At 67.4% G+C, this 20,053-nt stretch carries 22 protein-coding genes and 1 tRNA gene; 7 read left to right on the top strand and 16 right to left on the bottom strand.

Annotation, left to right across the window (positions count from 1 at the left end; translation table 11 throughout):
* Nucleotides 1-65 precede the first annotated feature (65 nt).
* On the top strand, nt 66-746 hold the full coding sequence (locus tag ACTMTI_RS36875) for a Crp/Fnr family transcriptional regulator (RefSeq protein ID WP_441125318.1): 681 nt from the start codon (nt 66-68) through the stop codon (nt 744-746).
* On the opposite strand, the gene ACTMTI_RS36870 is transcribed toward ACTMTI_RS36875, so the two are convergent.
* From ACTMTI_RS36870 to ACTMTI_RS36855, 4 genes are all read right to left on the bottom strand, one after another.
* Nucleotides 728-1,519 carry an MBL fold metallo-hydrolase gene (locus ACTMTI_RS36870; protein ID WP_441125317.1) on the bottom strand — a complete coding sequence of 264 codons (792 nt, stop codon included), beginning with the start codon at nt 1,517-1,519 and terminating at the stop codon, nt 728-730. The two genes, ACTMTI_RS36875 and ACTMTI_RS36870, sit on opposite strands and share 19 nt — an antisense overlap.
* A 138-nt stretch (nt 1,520-1,657) precedes the next feature.
* Nucleotides 1,658-2,461: an NUDIX hydrolase gene (locus ACTMTI_RS36865; RefSeq protein WP_441125316.1), complete on the bottom strand. Its 804-nt coding sequence runs from the start codon at nt 2,459-2,461 to the stop codon at nt 1,658-1,660.
* 24 nt (nt 2,462-2,485) lie between these two features.
* Complete coding sequence (locus ACTMTI_RS36860; RefSeq protein ID WP_441125315.1) at nt 2,486-2,944, bottom strand: RidA family protein; 459 nt, start codon at nt 2,942-2,944, stop codon at nt 2,486-2,488.
* A complete protein-coding gene (locus ACTMTI_RS36855) occupies nt 2,941-3,096 on the bottom strand; it encodes a DUF4177 domain-containing protein (RefSeq protein ID WP_217708645.1) in 156 nt (51 codons plus the stop codon). The genes ACTMTI_RS36860 and ACTMTI_RS36855 overlap by 4 nt, the downstream gene beginning before the upstream one ends.
* Nucleotides 3,097-3,173: 77 nt before the next feature.
* Between ACTMTI_RS36855 and ACTMTI_RS36850 the strand changes: the two genes are divergently transcribed.
* Together ACTMTI_RS36850 and ACTMTI_RS36845 are read left to right on the top strand one after the other, a co-directional pair.
* Nucleotides 3,174-4,175, top strand: a complete 1,002-nt coding sequence (locus ACTMTI_RS36850) for an ArsA-related P-loop ATPase (RefSeq protein ID WP_441125314.1) — start codon at nt 3,174-3,176, stop codon at nt 4,173-4,175.
* Nucleotides 4,172-5,299 carry an ArsA family ATPase gene (locus ACTMTI_RS36845; RefSeq protein WP_441125313.1) on the top strand — a complete coding sequence of 376 codons (1,128 nt, stop codon included), beginning with the start codon at nt 4,172-4,174 and terminating at the stop codon, nt 5,297-5,299. Before ACTMTI_RS36850 ends, ACTMTI_RS36845 begins: the two co-directional genes overlap by 4 nt.
* 50 nt (nt 5,300-5,349) lie before the next feature.
* On the opposite strand, the gene ACTMTI_RS36840 is transcribed toward ACTMTI_RS36845, so the two are convergent.
* On the bottom strand, nt 5,350-5,646 hold the full coding sequence (locus ACTMTI_RS36840; protein WP_441125312.1) for a WhiB family transcriptional regulator: 297 nt from the start codon (nt 5,644-5,646) through the stop codon (nt 5,350-5,352).
* A 243-nt stretch (nt 5,647-5,889) separates the two neighbouring features.
* Here ACTMTI_RS36840 and ACTMTI_RS36835 point away from each other — a divergent pair, with 243 nt between their 5' ends.
* Nucleotides 5,890-8,178, top strand: coding sequence for a transglycosylase domain-containing protein (locus ACTMTI_RS36835; RefSeq protein ID WP_441125311.1), 2,289 nt, complete (start codon nt 5,890-5,892; stop codon nt 8,176-8,178).
* A 436-nt stretch (nt 8,179-8,614) separates the two neighbouring features.
* Here ACTMTI_RS36835 and ACTMTI_RS36830 read toward each other — a convergent pair whose 3' ends face one another.
* Entirely contained in the window at nt 8,615-9,073 is a 459-nt protein-coding gene (locus ACTMTI_RS36830; protein WP_441125310.1) for a GatB/YqeY domain-containing protein, read from the bottom strand.
* Between the two features lie 89 nt (nt 9,074-9,162).
* On the opposite strand from ACTMTI_RS36830, the gene ACTMTI_RS36825 reads away from it, so the two are divergent.
* Together ACTMTI_RS36825 and ACTMTI_RS36820 are read left to right on the top strand one after the other, a co-directional pair.
* Nucleotides 9,163-10,026, top strand: coding sequence for a metallophosphoesterase (locus ACTMTI_RS36825; RefSeq protein ID WP_441125433.1), 864 nt, complete (start codon nt 9,163-9,165; stop codon nt 10,024-10,026).
* 64 nt (nt 10,027-10,090) lie between these two features.
* A tRNA-Pro gene (locus ACTMTI_RS36820) sits at nt 10,091-10,164 on the top strand.
* A gap of 78 nt (nt 10,165-10,242) precedes the next feature.
* Here ACTMTI_RS36820 and ACTMTI_RS36815 read toward each other — a convergent pair.
* Together ACTMTI_RS36815 and ACTMTI_RS36810 are read right to left on the bottom strand one after the other, a co-directional pair.
* Nucleotides 10,243-10,368: a hypothetical protein gene (locus ACTMTI_RS36815; protein ID WP_441125309.1), complete on the bottom strand. Its 126-nt coding sequence runs from the start codon at nt 10,366-10,368 to the stop codon at nt 10,243-10,245.
* A gap of 91 nt (nt 10,369-10,459) precedes the next feature.
* Nucleotides 10,460-10,585 (bottom strand): hypothetical protein, encoded by a 126-nt coding sequence (locus tag ACTMTI_RS36810; protein ID WP_269433553.1) that lies wholly within the window; start codon nt 10,583-10,585, stop codon nt 10,460-10,462.
* Nucleotides 10,586-10,834: 249 nt separating this feature from the next.
* On the opposite strand from ACTMTI_RS36810, the gene ACTMTI_RS36805 reads away from it, so the two are divergent.
* Entirely contained in the window at nt 10,835-11,464 is a 630-nt protein-coding gene (locus ACTMTI_RS36805; RefSeq protein WP_185110958.1) for a class I SAM-dependent methyltransferase, read from the top strand.
* A gap of 57 nt (nt 11,465-11,521) precedes the next feature.
* On the opposite strand, the gene ACTMTI_RS36800 is transcribed toward ACTMTI_RS36805, so the two are convergent.
* The 8 genes from ACTMTI_RS36800 to ACTMTI_RS36765 all read right to left on the bottom strand — a co-directional run bounded on the left by ACTMTI_RS36800 (nt 11,522) and on the right by ACTMTI_RS36765 (nt 19,929).
* Nucleotides 11,522-13,987, bottom strand: coding sequence for a tyrosine-type recombinase/integrase (locus ACTMTI_RS36800; protein WP_375133449.1), 2,466 nt, complete (start codon nt 13,985-13,987; stop codon nt 11,522-11,524).
* Nucleotides 13,984-15,273, bottom strand: coding sequence for a tyrosine-type recombinase/integrase (locus tag ACTMTI_RS36795; protein WP_375133450.1), 1,290 nt, complete (start codon nt 15,271-15,273; stop codon nt 13,984-13,986). Before ACTMTI_RS36795 ends, ACTMTI_RS36800 begins: the two co-directional genes overlap by 4 nt.
* A 9-nt stretch (nt 15,274-15,282) precedes the next feature.
* Nucleotides 15,283-16,194 (bottom strand): endonuclease domain-containing protein, encoded by a 912-nt coding sequence (locus ACTMTI_RS36790; RefSeq protein WP_441125308.1) that lies wholly within the window; start codon nt 16,192-16,194, stop codon nt 15,283-15,285.
* A 77-nt stretch (nt 16,195-16,271) separates the two neighbouring features.
* Nucleotides 16,272-17,426 carry a tyrosine-type recombinase/integrase gene (locus ACTMTI_RS36785; RefSeq protein WP_441125307.1) on the bottom strand — a complete coding sequence of 385 codons (1,155 nt, stop codon included), beginning with the start codon at nt 17,424-17,426 and terminating at the stop codon, nt 16,272-16,274.
* Nucleotides 17,426-17,647, bottom strand: coding sequence for a helix-turn-helix domain-containing protein (locus ACTMTI_RS36780; RefSeq protein WP_350759781.1), 222 nt, complete (start codon nt 17,645-17,647; stop codon nt 17,426-17,428). The genes ACTMTI_RS36785 and ACTMTI_RS36780 overlap by 1 nt, the downstream gene beginning before the upstream one ends.
* Nucleotides 17,644-18,777 carry an AAA family ATPase gene (locus ACTMTI_RS36775; protein ID WP_441125306.1) on the bottom strand — a complete coding sequence of 378 codons (1,134 nt, stop codon included), beginning with the start codon at nt 18,775-18,777 and terminating at the stop codon, nt 17,644-17,646. The genes ACTMTI_RS36780 and ACTMTI_RS36775 overlap by 4 nt, the downstream gene beginning before the upstream one ends.
* Nucleotides 18,774-19,661 carry a bifunctional DNA primase/polymerase gene (locus ACTMTI_RS36770; RefSeq protein ID WP_441125305.1) on the bottom strand — a complete coding sequence of 296 codons (888 nt, stop codon included), beginning with the start codon at nt 19,659-19,661 and terminating at the stop codon, nt 18,774-18,776. The genes ACTMTI_RS36775 and ACTMTI_RS36770 overlap by 4 nt, the downstream gene beginning before the upstream one ends.
* Before the next feature lie 16 nt (nt 19,662-19,677).
* A complete protein-coding gene (locus tag ACTMTI_RS36765; RefSeq protein ID WP_441125304.1) occupies nt 19,678-19,929 on the bottom strand; it encodes a hypothetical protein in 252 nt (83 codons plus the stop codon).
* Nucleotides 19,930-20,053 lie beyond the last annotated feature (124 nt).

Below are 20,053 nucleotides of genomic sequence, written 5' to 3'. Positions count from 1 at the left end.
CATTCCCATAACCTGTGTGTGCCGCCTGGAGTGGGGTGAGTCACAATGGCAGCAGAGGAGGCAGAGTGAACACCGACGATGTGCTGGGCAAGGCCCCCCTGTTCGCCGCGCTGGACCGCGAGAGCGCAGCCGCGCTGCGTACGAGCATCACCGAAGTCCAGCTGTCCAAGGGGCAGACGCTCTTCCACGAGAACGAGACCGGCGATCGGCTCTATGTCGTGCTCGAAGGCAAGATCAAGCTCTCCAGGACCTCGCCCGACGGCCGAGAAAACCTGCTGAGCGTGCTGGGGCCGAGTGAGATGTTCGGCGAGCTGTCGCTGTTCGACCCGAGGCCGCGCACGGCCACGGCGACGGCGCTGACCGAGGTGCGGCTGGCCGGGCTCGGCCACGACGACCTGCGCCCCTGGCTCACCGGCCGGCCCGAGGTGGCCCTGCACCTGCTGCGCGCGCTCGCGCAGCGCCTGCGCCGCACCAACGACGTGCTGGCCGACCTGGTGTTCACCGACGTGCCAGGACGCGTGGCCAAGCAGCTTCTCGACCTGGCCGAGCGGTTCGGCACCAAGACCGAGGACGGCGTGCGGGTGCACCACGACCTCACCCAGGAGGAGCTGGCCCAGCTCGTCGGCGCCTCACGCGAGACGGTCAACAAGGCGCTGGCCGACTTCGCCCAGCGCGGCTGGCTGCGGATCGAGGCCAAGGCCGTGACCATCCTCGACATGGACCGGCTCTACAACCGCTCCAGATAGTCCAGCTGGGCCCGCACGGAGATCTCGGCGGCGGCCCAGAGGGATCTGTCCACGTCCGCGTACACGATGCGGACGATCTCCCGCGGCGTGCGCGCGCCCTGCGCCTGCGCCGCCCTGATCTGGTCGAGCCGCTGGCGGCGGTGCGCGATATAGCCGTCGAGCGCGCCGATCGGGTCGGGCAGCACCGGGCCGTGCCCGGGCAGCAGCGCGTGCGCCTCCAGGCTCTCCGCAGCCGCCCTGAGCCGGTCGAGGCTGTGCAGATAGTCGGCCAGGCCGCCGTCGCCGGCGATGATCGTGGTGCCCCTTCCGAGCACCGTGTCGCCGGTCAGCATCGCGCGGTCCTGCGGCAGCCAGAAGCACAGCGAGTCGAACGAGTGCCCAGGCGTGCCGTACACGTGGATCTTCAGGCCGGCCACGGTCACCACGTCGCCGTCGGCCAGCCCCTCGTCGCCGAGCCTGTGGCGCGGGTCCAGGGCGCGCACGGGCGCGTCCACCATCGCGGCGAAGTCCTTGGCGCCGCCGCTGTGGTCGAAATGGCCGTGGGTGAGCAGGATCTGGGTGACGCGCCGCCCGGCGAGGTGGTCGCGTACGCGGCGCAGGTGCACGGCGTCGTCAGGCCCGGGATCGACGACGATCACCTCTTCGCCCGTGCCGATGACCCAGGTGTTGGTGCCGTCGAGCGTCATGATCGACGGATTGGGGGCGAGCAGGTTCTCCGCGTGCTCGGTACGGGATCCGTCGGGCGTGCCGATCGGGATGTGCAGTCCGCTCATGGGGCCGCCTTCGCCGGCCCCATGAGCGACAGGCCGACTGCGCTGATTGATCGCTCGCTGCGCTCGCTCATGGGGCCGCCTTCGCCGGCCCCATGAGCGGCAGGCCGACTGTGTTGATCGGTCGCTCGCTGCGCTCGCTCATGTGGTCACCAGCCGCATCTCACCCTCGATCTCCACCGCCCTGGGCATGATGGGGACGATCTCCCGGTGCGCGGCCAGGACGTCCGCCACGCCACCGTACGCCGACAGCTCGGTCAGCGTGCGGTACGTGGGCGGCAACAGGAAGATCTCCCCCTGGTGCGCCAGCTCGACGGCCTCGGCGGGGCGCCGCCACGCGACCTGGTCGGCCTCCCCGCCGACATCGCGGGTGCGCTGCCCCTCGGGGAGCACGGCGACGAAGAACCGCGTGTCGAAGCGGCGCGGCTCGATCTCCGGCGTGATCCAGTGCGCCCATGGCTTGAGCAGGTCGGAACGGAGCACCAGTCCGCGCCCGGCGAGGAAGTCGGCGAAGGCCAGGCTCCGGTCGATCAGCGCCAGCCGGTCGGCCTCCCAGTCGTCACCCGTCGTGTCCGAGACCACGGAATCGGGCCCCGGACCGGCCAGCAGCACGCCGGACTCCTCGAACGTCTCGCGCACGGCCGCGCACACCAGCCCGCGCGCCACCTGCTCGCTCGCGTGGAAGACCGCGCCCCACTCCGCCGGGGACGGGCCGGCCCAGGCGACGTCGTGGTCGGTGTCGCGGACGTCCACCGACCCGCCGGGGAAGACGTACGCCCCCGCCGCGAAGGCCATGGTGGCCTTCCGCCGGAGCAGATAGACCTCGGGCCCGTCACGCAAGATCACCACCGTGGCGGCGTCCCGCGTCGGAGCCGGCTCGACCCGTCCGGCGATAACGTCCCGCGCCCGCGCGGCGAGCTCGGCTGCAAGCGGAAATCCGGTCACTCCGTTATCGTGACATATCCCCACTCACTCCACCTCGGCGATCAACTCCACCTCTACGGGGACGTCGAGCGGGAGTGAGGCCACCCCCACCGCGCTGCGCGCGTGCCTGCCCGCCTCACCGAGCACGTCGACCAGCAGCTCGCTGGCGCCGTTGCCGACCTGCGGCTGCTCGGTGAAGGCCGGATCACTGGCCACGAACACCACGACCTTGACGATGCGCACGACCTTCGCCAGGTCGCCGACCTCCGTCTTCAGCGCGGCCAGGGCGTTGAGCGCGCAGATGCGGGCCAGCGCGGCGCCCTCCTCGGTGGTCACCCCGGCGCCCAGCTTGCCGGTCCCCGCCAGCTTGCCCTCGACGAAGGGCACCTGGCCCGAGGTGTAGACGAGGTTGCCCGTGCGCACGGCCGGGACGTAGGCCGCCACCGGCTTCGGCACCTCGGGCAGCTTCAGGCCCAGCTCCGCGATCCGCTGCTCCGGGGTCACTGCTTCTCCCGCTTGAAGTAGGCGACGAGCTGCTCGGGCGAGGCACCCTGGACGATCTGGACCAACTCCCAGCCGTCGGCCCCGAAGTTGTCAAGGATCATCTTGGTGTTGTGGATGAGCACGGGGGCGGTGAGGTACTCCCATTTCTTCATGAACGTCAGGGTAGTGTGACCAACGTCAAAGGGTGGTCACCGGCGTTCGGCAAGTAACCGTTCGGTAGCCTCGAAACGTGGACTCTCCGGACACGGACTGGCATGACGTACGACTGCACGTCGTCACCGGAAAGGGCGGCACGGGCAAGACGACCGTGGCCGCCGCTCTTGCTCTCGCCCTGGCCTCGGGCGGCCGCAAGGTGCTGCTGGTCGAAGTAGAGGGCCGGCAGGGCATCGCGCAGATCTTCGACCTGCCGCCGTTGCCCTACGAGGAGCGCAGGATCGCCGTGGCGCCGTCTGGCGGCGACGTGTACGCGCTGGCCATCGATCCCGAAGAAGCCATGCTCGAGTACATGGAGATGTTCTACGGGATGCGCAGGGCCGGGCGGGCGCTGACCAAGATGGGCATCGTCGACTTCGCCACCACCGTGGCGCCGGGCTTCCGCGACGTGCTCGTCACCGGCAAGACGACCGAGGCGGTGCGCAGGCGGGCCAAGAACGGCCGCAGGGTCTACGACGCGGTCGTGCTCGACGCGCCGCCCACCGGCCGCATCACGCGCTTCCTCAATGTCACGCAGGAGGTCGCCGGGCTGGCCAAGGTGGGACCGATCAAGAACCACTCCGACTTGGTCAGCAATGTAGTGAAATCTCGCGAGACGGCGGTGCACTTCGTGACGCTGCTGGAGGAGATGCCCGTCCAGGAAACCCTCGACGGCGTCGCCGAATTGCGTGCCGCGGGGCTTCCGCCCGGCGGCATCTTCATCAACATGGTGAGCGAGTCACTGCTCCCGCAGACCGCCCTTGACACGGCTGTCAAGGGCCGTTTCGACGTCGGGGAGATCGCGCTCGGGCTCAAGGCCGCCGGAGTGGCCGACGGCGCCCGCGCCACGGCGCTGGCCGAGGCGCTCGCCGAAGAGGTGGCCGAGCACGCGCACCGTACCGAATTGGAGCGCGCCGAGCGCGAGTCACTGGCCGCGGCCGGGCTGCCGAGCTACGAGCTGCCGCTGCTGGCCGACGGCGTGGACCTGGCCGGCCTGTACGAGCTGGCTGAGAGCATCCGCACCCAGGGAGCAGCGTGAAGAAGCCCACCAGACTGGACATCGACGCGATACTCGACGACGGAGGCACCAGAATCATCGTCTGCTGCGGCGCCGGCGGGGTGGGCAAGACCACGACCGCCGCGGCGCTCGGGCTGCGCGCGGCCGAGCGCGGCCGGTGCGCGGTCGTGCTGACCGTGGACCCCGCGCGGCGGCTGGCCCAGTCCATGGGGCTCAGCGAGCTGGACAACACCCCGCGCCTGGTCAACGAGGCCGGGAACGGCGGCCAGCTGTACGCCATGATGCTCGACATGAAGCGCACGTTCGACGAGATCATCGAGGCGCACGCCGATCCCGAGCGGGCCCGCCAGATCCTGTCGAACCCCTTCTACCAGTCGCTCTCCTCCAGCTTCTCCGGCACGCAGGAGTACATGGCGATGGAGAAGCTGGGCCAGCTCCGCCGCTCCGACGAGTGGGACCTGATCATCGTGGACACGCCGCCGTCGCGGTCCGCGCTCGACTTCCTCGACGCGCCGGAGCGGCTCGGGCGTTTCCTGGACGGCCGGTTCATCCGGCTGCTGACGGCGCCCGCGAAGGCCGGAGGGCGCAACGCGTTCCGGCTGCTCAACGCCGGGTTCGGGTTGGTGGCCGGGGCGATGACCAAGCTGCTCGGCGCGCAGGTGATCAAGGATCTGCAGACGTTCGTGTCCGCGCTCGACGCCGTGTTCGGCGGGTTCAGGCAGCGCGCCGAGATGACGTACAAGCTCCTGCAGGCCCCGGGCACGGCCTTCCTCGTGGTGGCCGCGCCCGAGCGCGACGCGATGCGCGAGGCGTCCTACTTCGTCGAACGGCTCGCCGAGGAGCGCATGCCCCTGGCCGGCCTGGTGGTCAACCGGGTGCACCTGGCGCCCGCCGTCGCGCTCTCCGCGGCCCGCAGCGCCGCCGCGGCCGAGGACCTGGAGTCCAGGGGCGAGCATGAGCTGACCGCCGCCGTGCTGCGGCTGCACGCCGGGCGGATGCAGCTCACCGCTCGCGAGAGCCGCGAGCGGGAACATTTCATCTCCGCACATCCCACCGTCCCCGTGGCACAGGTCCGCGCCATGCCCGAGGACGTTCACGATCTTGCCGGCTTGCGGCAGATCGGGGAACTGCTGGCGAGCTCATGAAAGTACGGCCGGCGGACGGCGCCGGCCGTACTCGGCTCGCCGGGCTAGGGTCAGCCCGCGATCAGCTCATTGGTTCGTTCGTACTGTTCCTTGGCGGACTCGAGCAGCTCTCGCCACGAGTCCACGTCAGGCCGCCGTCGAAGCAGCGCGCGACGTTCCCGTTCGGTCATACCGCCCCATACCCCGAACTCGATGCGATTGTCCAGCGCATCGGCGAGGCATTCGGTGCGGACCGGGCAACCCCGGCAGATGAGCTTCGCCCTGTTCTGCGCGGCGCCCTGCACGAACAGGGCATCCGGATCCGCACCCTTACAGGCGGCACGGGAGGTCCAATCCGTGATCCACATTTTTCGACCCCACTCCCCTTAGGTGGTCAGTCGTCATTTGGGGCCGACGGGCGCGGGCGCCGAGCCTCCGTATTCAGTTGCCGCAGAGGAGAACGTACGCAACTTCACGTTCGGGCCGACAGACCCCAGAGGACCAAATTCTCGCGGCGCTCTTGACCGGGAATGACTAGTCACCCCCACCAGTCAAGGCGAAATGGCGTCCGGCTACCGATAAGGTCAGTCTTTCGACGTACCCTTGGTAGCGTGCAAGCGCAGCGCAAAGATCGCTCCAATCCCATCCTGGCCATCCTGCGTCTCATCATCGCCGGGACGGCCGCTGGGGTGCTCGCGGCCGCCGTGGCCCTCCCCGCGGTCGGCGGGGCCGGAGTGTCGGCGAAGAGCGCGGTGGAAGGGCTCAATCTCAAGCCCGAAGACCTCGACGAACCCCCGCTTCCCGAGCGCACGAGGCTGGTCGACGCCAACGGCAAGGAGATCGGGCGCTTCTACTACGAGAACCGCCAGTCCGTACGCCTTGACCAGGTCTCCCCGATCATGCAGACGGCGCTGATCTCGATCGAGGACTTCCGTTTCTACCAGCACGGGCCGATCGATGTGGAGGGAACGGCCAGAGCGCTGGTGAAGAACCTCACCACCGGTGGTGTGACGCAGGGCGGTTCGTCGCTCACCCAGCAGTACGTCAAGCAGGTGCTGGTCAACAAGGCCGAGACGCCGGAGGAGCAGGCGGCGGCCATCGCCCCGACGCTCTCCCGCAAGCTGTCCGAGCTGCGCTACGCGATGGCGATCGAGAAGAAATACAACAAGAACCAGATTCTCGAGAAATATCTGAACATCGCCTACTTCGGTGCCGGCGCCCACGGCATCCAGGCCGCGGCCAGGCGCTTCTTCGACAAGCCCGCCTCCGAGCTCAATCTCGTCGAGGCTGCCACGCTGGCCGGCGCTGTGCAGAACCCCGCCAGGACCGACCCCAACGTCGGCCCCGAATCGCGGGAGCGGCTGCTGCAGCGGCGCAACACCGTGCTCGACAGGATGCTCCAGCTCGGGAAGATCACGCCGCAGCAGGCCACCGAGGCCAAGGCGAAGAAGCTGGGCTACAAGGACGTCAAGTTCCCGGGCGGCTGCGAGGCCAGCAAATATCCGTACTTCTGCCTGTACGTCCAGTACGAAATCCTCAACAACGAGGAGTTCGGCAAAAATCCGGACGAGCGCCGGAAGCTGCTCCAACGGGGCGGTCTGACGATCAAGACCACAATCGACCCCAAGATGCAGGCCGCCGCCGAAAAGGCCATCAAGAAGTACGTCTCCACAAAGGACAAGCCGGTGGCCTCGCAGGCCATGGTCGTCCCGGGCACCGGCGAGATCAAGGCGATGGCGGCCTCGCGCAAGTTCGGCGGCAGCAAGAAGAAGAACGAGATGAGCTACAACATCGTGGCCGACGCGGCGCACGGTGGCGGGCGCGGGTTCCAGCAGGGCTCGACGGCCAAGGTCTACACGCTGGCCACGGCGCTGGAGGAGGGCCTGAAATACGGCGACGGCTTCCCCTCCCCGGCCGGATACAAGGCCGGCGGCTACAGCACGTTCAAGAACTGCAAGGGCCAGAACGTCGGAGACCCGTCGCACGAGGTGCGCAACTCCAGCGAGGGCGGCGGCGGCTTCAAGACCCTGGAGAGCGGCACCTGGGGCTCGGTCAACACCTTCTTCGTCAAGCTGGAGGAGAAGGTCGGGCTCTGCGACGTCGTCAAGATGGCCAAGAAGCTCGGCGTCAAGCGCTCCGACGGGCAGAAGCTGTCCGAGGTCGAGACGTTCACGCTGGGGGTCAACGAGGTCGACCCGGTCACGATCGCGAGCTCGTACGCGGTGTTCGCCTCGCGCGGGAAATACTGCAAGCCGCTGGCCATCACGGAGATCAAGGACCGCAACGGCACGGCCAAGCAGTACAAACCCAAGTGCTCGCAGGTCCTCGAGGAAGAGGTCGCGGACGCGGTCAACGGCATCCTGTCCGGCGTGTTCACCAAGGGCACGATGCAGGAAGTGGGCGGCATCGGCCGGGACGCTGCCGGCAAGACGGGCACGACCGACAATTACATGTCGGCGTGGTTCGCCGGCTACACGCCCAACCTGGCCTCCGCGGTCAGCCTGGGCGACCCGCGCGGCACCAAGAACAACGAGCTGATCAACATCACGATCGGCGGGCGCCACTACCAGTACGTGTACGGCGCGTCGATCTCTGGGCGGATCTGGAAGGACTCCCTGATCTCCGCCTTGAAGGGCATCGAGGCGGTGGAGTTCACGCCGGTGGATCGGTCGCGGTTCGGCGGGTGCACGGAGCACTGCGCGCCCAAGCCCAAGAAGGAGAAGAAGGACGACGAACGGCCCTGGGGGGACGGGGACCCGTTCGGAGACTTCGATCCCCGGGATAACGGGGACGGGCCGCCGGACGGCGGCGGGCCGGACAACGGCGGGCAGGACGGCGACGGGCCGGGCAACGGGCGGGGCCAATTCGGCGACGCGGGACCGATCGTTCCCGGCGGTTGATCCCCCGCCGTCCAGGAGCGCCGGGCGCCTTCACGACACGCCCGGCTTCCCGGACGGCGAGAAAAGGAACCCGGCGCGGGCGCCCCGGACGTCACGCCGGCGCCGGGCTTGCCCAGAGGCGGCGCCCGGCGCCAGACACACCCGGGCGCGAGGCCGGCTCGGTGGGCGCGCTCCCCAGCCAGAGACGCCCGCACGCGGGTATGGCCCTCAACGCCGCCCTGAGCGTCCCTGAGCCGCCCCGAGGGGCCGCCCGGCAGCGGAGTCAACGGCGACGGCAGGGCACCTCTCAGGAGGACGTCAGCCGCAACGAGAGCCCACAGCGAGCAGCCGAACCGTGAACCCGACCAGGACAAGGCCGTGCAACCGGAACTGGAACCCGAAGCCGCGACCGGACCGGTATCGGGACCTGGAACAGGAACAGGAGCCCGGACCGGGGCTAGGAGGCGGCGAGGCGGGCGCGGACGGCGGCGGCGACCCGACCGCCCTCTGCCCGCCCGGCGACCTTCGGATTGACGACCTTCATGACCTGCCCCATGGCCTGCGGCCCGGAAGCACCGGTCTCGGCGATGGCGGCATCGACCAGGGCGGCGAGTTCCTCATCGGACAACTGCGCCGGCAGGTATGCCTCCAGCACCGCCTGCTCGTCCAGCTCCGCCTGGGCCTGCTCGGCGCGCCCCGCGTTGCTGAACGCCTCGGCCGCCTCCCGCCGCTTCTTGGCCTCCTTGGTCAGGACCTTGATGATCTCGTCGTCGCTCAACTCCCTGGCCGCCTTGCCGGCGACCTCCTCGACGTTCACGGCGGCCAGTGCCATCCGAATCGTCCGGAGACGTACCTCGTCTCGGCTCTTCAGCGAGGCCGTGAGGTCGGCCTTCAGCTTGTCTTTCAGTGCGCTCATGCGCTCCATCTTGCCGTCTGTACGAACGCCTCGCGCCTGATGTCGTGCATCATGAGTAGGTGAGGAAAGCCGTCGCAGTGCCCTTGTCCATGCTCGGTCTCGGCCTGGCCGGGCTGGGTTACGCCTCCGTGGTGGAGCGCAACTGGTTCCGCCTGCGCCGCTTCGACGTACCCGTGCTGGAGCGTGGCCAGCGTCCGGTGCGCATCCTCCACCTGTCGGACCTGCATCTGACGCCGCGCCGTACGATGCTCATCAACTGGGTTCGCTCGCTGGGCGCGTTGAAGCCGGACCTGGTCGTCAACACCGGCGACTCGATCGCGCACCCGGACGCCGTACCCTCGCTCCTGCACGCCCTGGAGCCCCTGCTGTCCCGCCCGGGCCTGTTCGTGTACGGCTCCAACGACCTTTACGCGCCGAAGCCGAAAAACCCGGCCCGCTACCTGTGGCGCACATCCAGGAACGAGCGCCGCCAGCACGTGCCCACGCTGCCGTGGGAGGAGCTGGGGGCGGGCATGGCGGCCGAGGGCTGGCTGGACATGAACAACACCACGGCCCGCATCAAGGTGGGCGAGCTGGACGTGGCGGTGGCCGGCATCCACGACTCACACATCTCCCGCGACCGCTACGACCTGGTGGCCGGCCCGGCCCCGGCCGATGCCGACCTCCGCCTGGGCGTCATGCACTCCCCGGAGCCGCGCAACATGAGCCTGTTCGCCGCGGACGGCTACCAGTTCCTGCTGGCCGGCCACACGCACGGCGGCCAGCTCTGCGTCCCCTTCTACGGCGCCCTGGTGACGAACTGCGGCATCGACCGGGCCAGGGTCAAGGGCCTGAGCCGCCACGACAGCTCCTGGCTGCACGTCTCGGCCGGCCTCGGCACCTCGCCGTACGCCCCGGCCCGCTTCGCCTGCTTCCCCGAGGCCTCGCTCCTCACCCTCGTGCCCCGCCGCTAAAGGCGGTCACAACCACCTTGGGAGTCCGCTAGACTTTTCCAAGCACGCGCAAGACGGCGTGCGCCGGGGTGTAGCGCAGCTTGGCAGCGCGCTTCGTTCGGGACGAAGAGGTCGTGGGTTCAAATCCCGCCACCCCGACAGAGTTGCCGCAGGTAGAAGGCCGCTTCCGAAGATCGGAAGCGGCCTCTCTTGTCTCCTGAGTGACTACCTGCGTGACTACGCTTCTGCGACGTCTGGAGCCCGAGTCCCGGACCTGTGCAGCAAAATGTAATCGATCATGCGCTGCATGGTCTCCACGTTCTCGTAGAGGAGACCGAGCGCCTTGTTGCACTGCTGGCACAAGATCCCTTCTCCGAACTACCAGTGCGATCTTCCTCGTTGAGGTCGAGATGCACCGGGGTCGTCCGTCTGCCGGGTTCTGAGAGAGGGGCGGTCAGAGGGTGCTGGACCGCCCGGCGATCTGGTTGAAGGTGGGCAGGCCCAGGTGGATCACAGAAGGCTTGAGTGCGGCATCGAGCTGAGTCAGCTTCTCCTCGGCGCCCGCCAGGCTGATCTCCAAGCCCTCGACCTCGCCGAGCCAGCCTTCACGCTGAGCTTCGGCGATCCGATCAAACAGGTTGTCGCGGATCTCGATCAGGCGGTCACGCTGGGACGGTTCAGGCCGGAGGAGCGAACATCGGACGCAAGCTTCTCTGAACCAACGAGAGTGTGCCCTGTGATCAGGTGACGGGACGATCAGTCCTGAAGGGGAGATCCGGTGTGGGGCCGGAGAACGGGTGCGAATGGCGCGGGTGTTAGTTTCCTTCCCGTGTTAAAACACCAGGACGAGACCAGGGCGGCCTACGACGGGGTCGTCGAGCTGTACGCGTCGATGTTTGCTAATCGGTTGGAGACGCAGCCGTTCGCGCGGAACATGATCGGCACCTTCGCCGAGCTCGTGCGTGGCACGGGGAACCTGCGTGCAGCCGACGTCGGGTGCGGACCCGGGCATCTGACAGCCATGCTGCACGACTTGGGGCTGGACTCCTTCGGGCTCGACCTCTCCCCGGCTATGGTCGCCCACGCCCGGCGGGCCCATCCGACGCTGCGGTTCGACGAAGCGCGAATGGAGGCCCTGCCGATCGAGGACGGCGCGCTCGGCGGAGTGCTGGCCCACTACTCGATGATCCATACCCCACCTGGAGAATTGCCCGCGCTGCTCGCCGAACAGGTGCGTGTCCTGACGCCAGGGGGCCTGCTCCTGGTGTCCTTCTTCGGGACCGAGGGACCGGAGCCGGTCCGCTTCGACCACAAGGTGGCGCCCGCCTATAGCTGGCCGGCGGAGCAGTTTGCCGAGTTGCTGACCGGGGCCGGACTCGTCACGGTTGCTCGGTTGCTCCACGACCCAGCGTCCGAGCGGGGCTTCCTCGACACCCATTTGCTGGCCCGCCGCCCGTAGAGCGTGGCCCGTGGCCTGGGTCGGGGTGGTGTAGATCATCCGCGTGGATGAGCTCGGCTAACTTGAAGGTCCTCTTGCCGTACTGATTCGTGTCGCGATCTGGCTGAAGCGGGGCATGCCGAGATCAACCACTTGGCGTTGACGGACTTGCTCTGCATCGAGCTGGGCGAGCTTCTCCTCTGCGCTGGCGAGGCTGACTTGGAGTCCTTCGATCTCACCGAGCCATCCCTCCTGTTCAGCTTCGGTGATTCGGGCGATCAAGTTGTCGCGGATCTCGGCAAGCCGTGCCCGTTGGGCCGGGTCAGGTCGGAGGAGCGAGCATCTGACACAAGCGTGCTCGTGGATGCACGACGTTCCGAAGGCCCGAGCGCAGGTTCCCAGAGAGAGCTTGCGCTTCTCGAAGTGGGCGAGGAAGGCGTCCCACTCCTCGTTCGTCGGGGTCCGGTATTCCTCGCTGGGACGAAGCGATCGTCGACGGGCGATGAATGCGCGGTGCGCTTCGATGGCGTCTGCCGGGTAGATGGCGTTGTAGCCCATCGTGGTGTTGATGTCGGAGTGACCGGCCAGGACTTGTGCGATATGGGGCGGCAGGCCGCTGCGGATTGCGTCGGTGATGAAGATTCTTCGGAAGTCGTGAGGAGCGAAGTCGAGGGGCTCGCCCGCGGAGTCGGTGAGCCCGGTTCGTTTCAGGACCTCGTTAAGACCATCGCGGATCATTTGGCGGGACACCGGCGTGCGCTGGCCTCCGTATGTCCACTGGAACAGCAGCGGCATCGGCGGGTTCCAGATCTTCTCCGCAACGTCGTAGATGGGCAGCATCGGGATCGCGCCTGTTCGAGGGTCACGGACGCGGGCGATGACCGTGCTCAGGACGTCGGCCAGCTCTGGGCTGACAAGGAGAAGCCGTTCCTCGTCTGTTTTCGAGGGAGCGACCTGAAGCAGAGGCACTATGTCACCGCTGGTGGGCAGCTTGTATTGGATCAAGGCGTGATGGCTGGCCTCCAGCATCTCCTCGATCCGGACACCGGTGTGCTGCAGGAATTCGATCGTGGCCCAGGCCCAGAATGCCCGCTCCTCGAGCAGTCCCAGATGAATGCGTCGGCCGGACTCGTCGTAGGCCCGGAACGGAGTCGACGAGTCCTTCTTCTGGCGCGTGTAGGTCCTGCCTCTGAACATGAACTGGCCGCCGAGTGGGGCGACTCGGAGGGCGTCCATCCCCTCCTGGGCCTCCGTCCAATTCGCCCTGGCGGCACGGACAACGGTGGACAGCGCGGGCAGTCGTTCGCGGGTGCGCTGGTCCATCTTCGCCTTGCGGCGCTTCTCGTGCTTGGAGGTACTGGCATCGGCGGCGCTGACCGGGCAAGGAGCAACCCACGGGCCCCAGCGTTCTGGTTCCTCGACGGCCCAGTGGGCCAGGTCGAGGTAGAGGGCTCGCACTCCGAGCATGAGGCTGCCGTAGTTGGCGCGCTCCGATATTGCCTCGTGGACTGTGCCATCGGGCAGCCGGCGGCGCGTGACTTTCGTCCGGCTGGCCTGCTTCCATGCGCTGACGACCTCGGACGGCAGCCGGAGTGTGTCGATGCCGGGCTGAATGCGCTCAATCTGCAGCCAGAAGTTCCTCACGAGCGTCCGTGACGCGTCCTCCAAGGACGTGTAGTCCATGGTGGGCTGGCGTTCCTTGAGGTACTCGACCAGCAGGTCCCGGATCGGCTTGGACTGCGGCTGGTAGCGGTCGACGAGCTGCTCGACCGAGACTTGGCCGGACGTTCGGTGCAGGAGCCTCAGTGACACGGGTGCGTCGGGAGGCAGGTGACCCAGGCTCTTCACCCAGGAGTAGAACAGGCTTTGTCCGCCCGACGTGGCCCGTTGAGCTCGATGCTCCTCCATGTACTCAATGGCGTCTCCGACATTGATGTCGGCCAAGCCACCTCCCTTGGCGATGACTAGCTTGACCAGCACGTTCTTGGCGAGAATGCCGAGATGGGAGGACCATGCCTCTGGGCCCACCAACTCCTGAAGGCGGGCGAAGCCATCAGGGTCACGGTGCCGGGTGATGATGGCACGCAGATTGGTCGAGGTCCGGGTGAGCTGCCAGCGGAGCGATGGCCGGAGCACGTCGGCGCAGACCAGGGCGAACAGGCCGGTGTTGAGGATGCCGTTCGCATTCGCCGCGTTGTAGCCGACCCAGGTCGCGTTGAGCTCGTTCCACTGTGCCCCGGTGCCACTCGCCGCGGGAGATGCGTTCCAGCGTTGCTGCCAGGTGTCGCCCGGCTGCTTCAGGAGCCAGTGCAGAATGAGTGTTGCGCCCCGGCGCCGGTAGAAGTGGGTGCTCTCGCTCGCGGCCCGTAGCGGAGGTCGGTTCAGCCGGGCGACGACCTCGTCATAGGAATGGCTGGTGGCAGTCCAGTCGTCCTCGTAAGGCCGCGGCGGGAAACGTTTCTTGGCGGCCCGGAGGGCCTCGCCGGCGAGCGGCTGAGCGTCTCGGATGGCGGTCGAAGCGACCAAGGTCTCAGTGCTCGTCACCACGAGTTCCCGAAGAGAGTCTTCATCGAGTCGGAGTTGTAGCCAGGAGCCGGCGGCGCCGGTGGCCGGTCGCGCTGCTCGGCCCGGCGTGCATGATGGGCGCGGACGCGTTCGATTACCTCGTCCTGACTGGCCGGAAGGTAGAGCTGTGTGGTCGTCAGATGTGCGTGACCGAGGACCCATTGGACGTCGGTCAGAGGCATGTTGGGGTCGCGGGCGAGTCGGTAGGACGCGGTGTGGCGTAGATCGTGGAGCGTCCAGTTCGCTCCAAGAAGATCGTTGGTCCGGTTGAACATCGCCCGCGCCGCGTCGTAGTTCAGCGGACGCCACGGCCGCCTCAGCGTCCACCACAACGGCAGGTTCTTGCCGTGCGGGACGCCGTCTCGCCGGGCCTCCTCCTGGTAGAGCCGTAGCCAGACGAAGGCATCGGTTGAGCAGGGAAGCTGCTGGTAGGCCCGGGTTCCCTTCCGAATCACGCCGACCAACTGCTGACCGGGAAGGGCATCACGCTGCCGACTGGTAAGGAGCTCTTCGGCGCGGGCAGCGTTGGAAACCCAGAAAGCCAGCAAAGCGCGGTCCCTGTTGTGGCGGAGGGCGGCGAAGAGTGCATTGAACATCTCGTCGGGGATGCGCCGGGGTGCACGCTTCGGGATGACCGGCCGGTAGCGGCCTGCCCGTTCTGACTTAAAGGGCTGGTCAGGCTTGTGGTGGGCGTTCGCGCGGCTGCTGCGACGGGAACGGTCAAGCGGAAACGGGTTGATGATTGGCCCGGTGCCCTCGTCCAGGTGGAAGTCGTAGAACGTGCGCAGCACGGTTTCGCAGTGTGCCCGAGTCCTCGCGGCGTACTGCGGGCCGGGCGAGGCCTTGCCCGTGATGGCGTTCGGCGTACCGGGGATCTTCTTCCTCGTCATCCGCGGCTTCGGCGCCGTCTTCTCGGAGTAGCCGGCGTTCCGGTGTCTCCAGTGCAGGCGCTGCGGCTTGTTCGCGATCTGCATCCACCGGGTGAAGTCTCGTGCATCCGCACGAGTAGCCCGGTTCCACTCGATGTCGAGCGCCCACAGGAACCGCCACCAACGCAGCAGGTCCATGCCGTATGACCGGACCGTGGAGGCGGATTTGCCCTCTGCCTGCAGCTCGGCGAAGAAGGCCCGGACGGGGCCGACGACAATGCCACCCTGGTCGACTATCTGGTACGGCGCCCACTGATCGCCGGTCTTTTGTAGCCGGCCCAACTCGGGCAGGACGAACGTCGCCAAGTCCCGCTCGGGGACATCACCTTGAAGCATCCCGAGAAGCTAGCGGAGAAACGCGTTGACCTGCAAGAACACATGAGTTAGTTCGGTCAACGGGCCCCGTACCTGCCCCGTCTCGTGATCATGGTCAACATGAGCAGTGGTGCGTGTACCGTCGTGCTCGAATTTCTCGAAACACGTGAGACACCGATTGCCTTGGCGCTCCAGCATGGCCTCATACTCACCCCGGTCCAGGCCGTACAGCACCTTGCGCTGCGTAGCGATCCGGCACGGGCGGCAATAGCGAGACCCGTCTCGATTAGTACCACCATGCTCTTCGTAGGCATGACCCCATGGGCAATGCGTCTTATTGCCGTTCCAGATGCCACGCTCAAGCTCGTCCGGGTTTTTCCCCTGACTCCAAGTGGCGGATTCCCATCGGCACTGTCTACACTGCCTTCTCCCGCCATCGGCCCAATAGATGTTCTCCTCTGTGAGTTCATGTCCGTTTTGGCAATGCGTCTTGCGCGAGTTGATGCCCGCCTGCGTCCAACGACCGTTGGAAACCTTGGAGATGGAGAGGTGGCTCAGCTCAACACAGAGCCTCTCACCACAGACGCTCTCCACTATCTGCCCCTTGGGCCAGAAGGCTTCGTCCTGATCAACCAGCCAGCGCCGAACGTACACGAGCGCCTTGCCGCCGTGGGCATGACGGACCCCATCGAAGTACCGGGGATAACCATCACGATCCGTCTCACCTTTCCAGATCAGACAGCCCGTATCCAGATTGCGCTCCGAACTCTGGATGATGACTTCCTCCGATAAGGCGGGCTTGACGCCACGCCTCTCCGTCGAACCGTGCTTCCGCTCGTACCTATAACAAGCCTGGCAGTACTTACCCTCCTTTCCGTTATACATCTGTTTGTCGGTTTCTTTACCACAGCCTGCACACGTCTGCGACGTTGTTGGAGTCACCAGAACATAGTGCCAGATAAGCGCATAGCGGTGACCCCAAACCGGGGTCACCGCCCACGGGAGCTACCCCATATGCGTTAAGAGTCAGAATTCTTGAAGATCTGATCCATCATCACCGCACCTCTTTGAAGGACCGGTCGAATCTGCTTCCGGTAAACAGCCTCCGTCACGGAAGTACTGCTGTGGCCCACCAGTCGGGAGATCTCCTCCAGCGGGATGCCGTTGTCGGAGAGCAGCGATACGAAGCTGTGGCGGAGTTCCCGTGGCGTCCATTCCCTCGCGTCCAGGCCTTCCGCGTCCTTGATGGCGTTGCGGAAGTCACGCCGGACGTTGGCGGCGTCCAGTGGCTTGCCCGTGACCGACGCGAACACCAATCCGCTTTTCGACCATGCGTCACCTTGCTCGCGTTGCTGGTCGTCCCGGTGCTGGCGTAGGAGGTCCACGCAGCGCTTGGGGAGGGCAAGGGTACGGCGGGACTTCCGGGTCTTGGTGTCTCCCCCTGCGCGTACAGAGCGCCAGACGGCCACGTGCGGAGGGACGGGCGGACTGGCGTCCGGGAGGCCGTCCAGGTCCACGTGATCCCACGTGAGCGCCCGCAGTTCCTCCGTGCGCGCTCCGGTTAGCAGGGAGAGCACGATGTAGGCGTACATGCGGGAACTCTCGGCCGCCTTCAGCACGGCTTCCGCCTGGGCGAAGGTCAGCGCCTTGGACGGGCGTCCTTCCCTCCCCTTCGGTACCGAGCAAAGCGCCACGACGTTCCGCTTGACCTTGTCTCGGGCCATCGCTCGTTTGATTGCACGGTTGAGGCAGCCGTGGAGACCCTGAAGAGTCCGTGTACTGAGCGTCTTCGCCTTGGCAGCGAGCCACTTGTCCACGTCTTCCGCGCTCAGGTCCCGGAGCTTCCGAGCGCCCAAGGCCGGGATGATGTGGGTCCTGCACAGGATCGTGCAGGTCTTCACCGTGGCGGGGTCACGACCATTCAGGCCGTAGGCCAGCCAGTCGTTCACCGCGCGCTCCACGGTGTAGTCGGCCGGTGCGATGGCCAGGCCGTCTTCGTAGTCGCGGAGGACTTCCTTGAGCTTGTTCTTGGCTTCGGTCTTGGTTTTGCCGCTCCCCCGCTTCACGATCCGCTTGCCGCTGGGGTCGAATCCAAGGCTGGCGGTGGCGATCCAGCGTTGGCGCTTGTCGTCCCAGTGGAGGCCGCCGTCTCCTCTGCTGCGTCGCTTGGTCATCAGGCTGCTTCCTCTGCTTCCTTCTCCAGAAGGGTGATGTAGTCGCGGATGGCGCTGGCGGTGATGAGTCGGGCACGGCCCTGCTTGACGGAGCGGAGGCGGCCGGTGCGGATCTGGTCGTAGATGACGGTGCGGCTCATGCGGAGCAGGCGCATGGCGTCGGTGACGCGGTAGAGCTGGGTGTCGGCGAGCCGGACACTGTCCGGCGTTGAGGTGGTCACTGGTGGTTCTCCTCGTCGGCGGGGACAGCGGGGACGGGCAGCAGGGCCGGTTGTCCCTCGTGGATCTGGGCGTTGGTGCTGGTCGTGGTGTGGTCAGGGACAGCGGGGACGCCGGGGACGGCTGCCGGGGCGTCTGTACCGGGCAGCCGGTAGTGGCCTGTGGCGTTGACGCAGAGCTGGCCGTCGGCGTTCATGCGCTGGCAGGTCTTGCGGACGTTCTCGTAGGACAGTCCGGTGCCCTCGGCGATGGCCTTGGGTGTGCTGCCGGGGTGCCGGCGGACGTGGCGGGCGATGGCGGCGCGAGAGTCGGACAGGGCGTGGTCTTCGGGTGGGCCGTCCAGCAAGTGCCAGATGCCGGCGGCCGGTTGGAAGGCCATGGCGTACTCGGTCTCTTCGACGTCGCGGCCGGTGACGTGCAGGACGCCGTCAGCGGTGCCACGGGCGCGCTTGAGGACGAGGGTGGCGTCCGCTGCCCCGGCCAGGCCGTTGGTGCCGGAGACCTCGCTCAGGAAGTCTTCCGAGGCCATCTTGCGGACGTGGTGGATCAGGACGACGGCCACGCCATAGGCGTCGGCCAGGCGCTTGGCGCGGCTCATAGCGGCGTAGTCGGCGTCGTAGGCGGACAGGCCGGGCGGGGTGTTGCCTCGGATCTTGGCGAACACGTCGATGACGACCAGGCGGGCGTTCTGGTTACGGTCCAGCCAGCGGGCGATGGCTTCTTCCCCTCCCTGTGGAAGGGTGGGGCAGGTGGTGGCCAGGGTCAGATCCTTGGGTGCAGGCTGGCCACCCAAGATCTTGCCCATGCGGTTCTGGAGGCGGCGGGCGGTGTCCTCCAGAGCGAGGTAGAGGACCGGGCCGGGCTCCACGTCGATGGCTTCCAGGGCCTTGGCGCCGCTGGCGACGGCAATGCCCAGGCCGAGGCTGAGCCAGGATTTGCCCACCTTGGGCGGACCAGCGAGCAGGCTGAGCCCTTCGGCGATGATCCCAGGGACGGCCCAGCGGGGCTCCGGGAAGGTCATGGCCATCAGCTCGTCGGCCGTCCAGGAGGTACGGAACGGCACGGCCTGGGCGGGCGCGTTGACGGCATCACCGTTGACCAGGCGCAGGTGCGTGGTGCGGTCGTTGGTCATGCGGCCACCGTCCGGGGACGGCGGGCACCGGCGCGCAGGCCGGAAGCGATGGTGCGCCGGGCTTCGCCGTACGGCTGACCGATCTGCGTGGCTGCCTCCGTGAGCCACGACGTGACGGCGGCGGCGTTCAGCTCGCCTCCGGCGACGAGCTGGCCGAGGGCGACAGAGGCGAGGTAGAGGGCGTTGTTGTGGCCGTGTGGCGGCGAGTTGGTCACTCGGTTCAGCTCGCCGAGGACGGCGGCGCGGATGTAGGAGCCGCGCCGGTCGGACGCGAGCGGCACGGTGACCGGCTTCTGAGGCGGGAGCGGGGCCGGGCGTAGACGTTCGACCAGCCAGGCCGGGAGCGGAGCCGGTGTGATCGGGTGCAGAACTTCGTAGGTGCCGGTGGCGTCCTGGTCGCTGACGTGGCTGCCGGGGCCGACGACGTAGCCGCCGTTGGCGCGGGTGTCGATCAGCCAGCCGAGGCTGCCTCGGGTGTTGGTCAGGATGGCTCCTTCCGGTGCGGTGAAGTACAGGTGCAGGCCGCCGCGTCGGGTGCGGACTTGGAAGGTCTCCGGTGGTAGCGGCTGTCCGGCATGCTCACAGAGGTTGGCGAAGACGTCTGCGCCGTCGTTGATCCCAGGGCGGTTCCACTCCGGTGGCGGCTGCTCGCCGGGCTTAGGCCGGTCCAGGTCGATGACGACCAGGCGGGACGGGCCGGTGGCGATGCCGATGTTGTAGGAGCGCTCCCAGATGCGGCGGATGGTGGCTGGATCGGTGGTGGTGCGGTGTTGCCAGGCGGTGAGGCCGCGGGGCGGGGTCTTGCCGTTCGGGGCGAGCGGAAAGACGTGCCAGCCTCGGGCGGCGGCTGCGAGCGCGTAGCGGGTCAGGTTCGCAGTGGTCATAGGCGCTCCGTTCGGTTCAGCGGGTGGCGTCTCGGTGCAGGGCACGGGCGTGGTTCCAGAGGTGGCGGCCGATCCGCAGACGCAGGCCGGTGGCGCGACAGCGGCGGCAGTCGCGGGAACCGCGTCCGAAGCGGTTGGGCTTGCGGCCCTTGCCTTGGCAGGCGTGGCAGCGGCGGAAGGGCCGCATGTAGCACTCGACGGCGTAACGGACGGTGATGATCAAGGTGGCCACGATCACGGCGCTAGCGATGAACTGGGCAGGGGTCATGGCGGCCTCCTGGGCCGTTTTCGGGTGTAGTCAAGCGAGGGCGCTAGCGTGCTAACGTCCTGGCCAGGGCTTGTTTCGGGTGCTAGCGGGGGTGCTAGCGATAGCAGGGTCAGCCGCTAGCGCC

It is taken from the genome of Nonomuraea sp. H19 (genome assembly GCF_052068215.1).
Classification (GTDB): Bacteria; Actinomycetota; Actinomycetes; order Streptosporangiales; family Streptosporangiaceae; genus Nonomuraea.
This window is presented reverse-complemented; position numbering and strand designations above follow the sequence as displayed.

What these genes read in the sequence shown, in the direction of transcription:
- ACTMTI_RS36870 (WP_441125317.1), bottom strand. Translation starts at nt 1,519, where the DNA reads ATGAGCGGACTGCACATCCCGATCGGCACGCCCGACGGATCCCGTACC.
- ACTMTI_RS36855 (WP_217708645.1), bottom strand. Translation starts at nt 3,096, where the DNA reads ATGAAGAAATGGGAGTACCTCACCGCCCCCGTGCTCATCCACAACACC.
- ACTMTI_RS36840 (WP_441125312.1), bottom strand. Translation starts at nt 5,646, where the DNA reads ATGTGGATCACGGATTGGACCTCCCGTGCCGCCTGTAAGGGTGCGGAT.
- ACTMTI_RS36830 (WP_441125310.1), bottom strand. Translation starts at nt 9,073, where the DNA reads ATGAGCGCACTGAAAGACAAGCTGAAGGCCGACCTCACGGCCTCGCTG.
- ACTMTI_RS36825 (WP_441125433.1), top strand. Translation starts at nt 9,163, where the DNA reads ATGCTCGGTCTCGGCCTGGCCGGGCTGGGTTACGCCTCCGTGGTGGAG.
- ACTMTI_RS36795 (WP_375133450.1), bottom strand. Translation starts at nt 15,273, where the DNA reads ATGCTTCAAGGTGATGTCCCCGAGCGGGACTTGGCGACGTTCGTCCTG.
- ACTMTI_RS36785 (WP_441125307.1), bottom strand. Translation starts at nt 17,426, where the DNA reads ATGACCAAGCGACGCAGCAGAGGAGACGGCGGCCTCCACTGGGACGAC.
- ACTMTI_RS36775 (WP_441125306.1), bottom strand. Translation starts at nt 18,777, where the DNA reads ATGACCAACGACCGCACCACGCACCTGCGCCTGGTCAACGGTGATGCC.
- ACTMTI_RS36770 (WP_441125305.1), bottom strand. Translation starts at nt 19,661, where the DNA reads ATGACCACTGCGAACCTGACCCGCTACGCGCTCGCAGCCGCCGCCCGA.
- ACTMTI_RS36765 (WP_441125304.1), bottom strand. Translation starts at nt 19,929, where the DNA reads ATGACCCCTGCCCAGTTCATCGCTAGCGCCGTGATCGTGGCCACCTTG.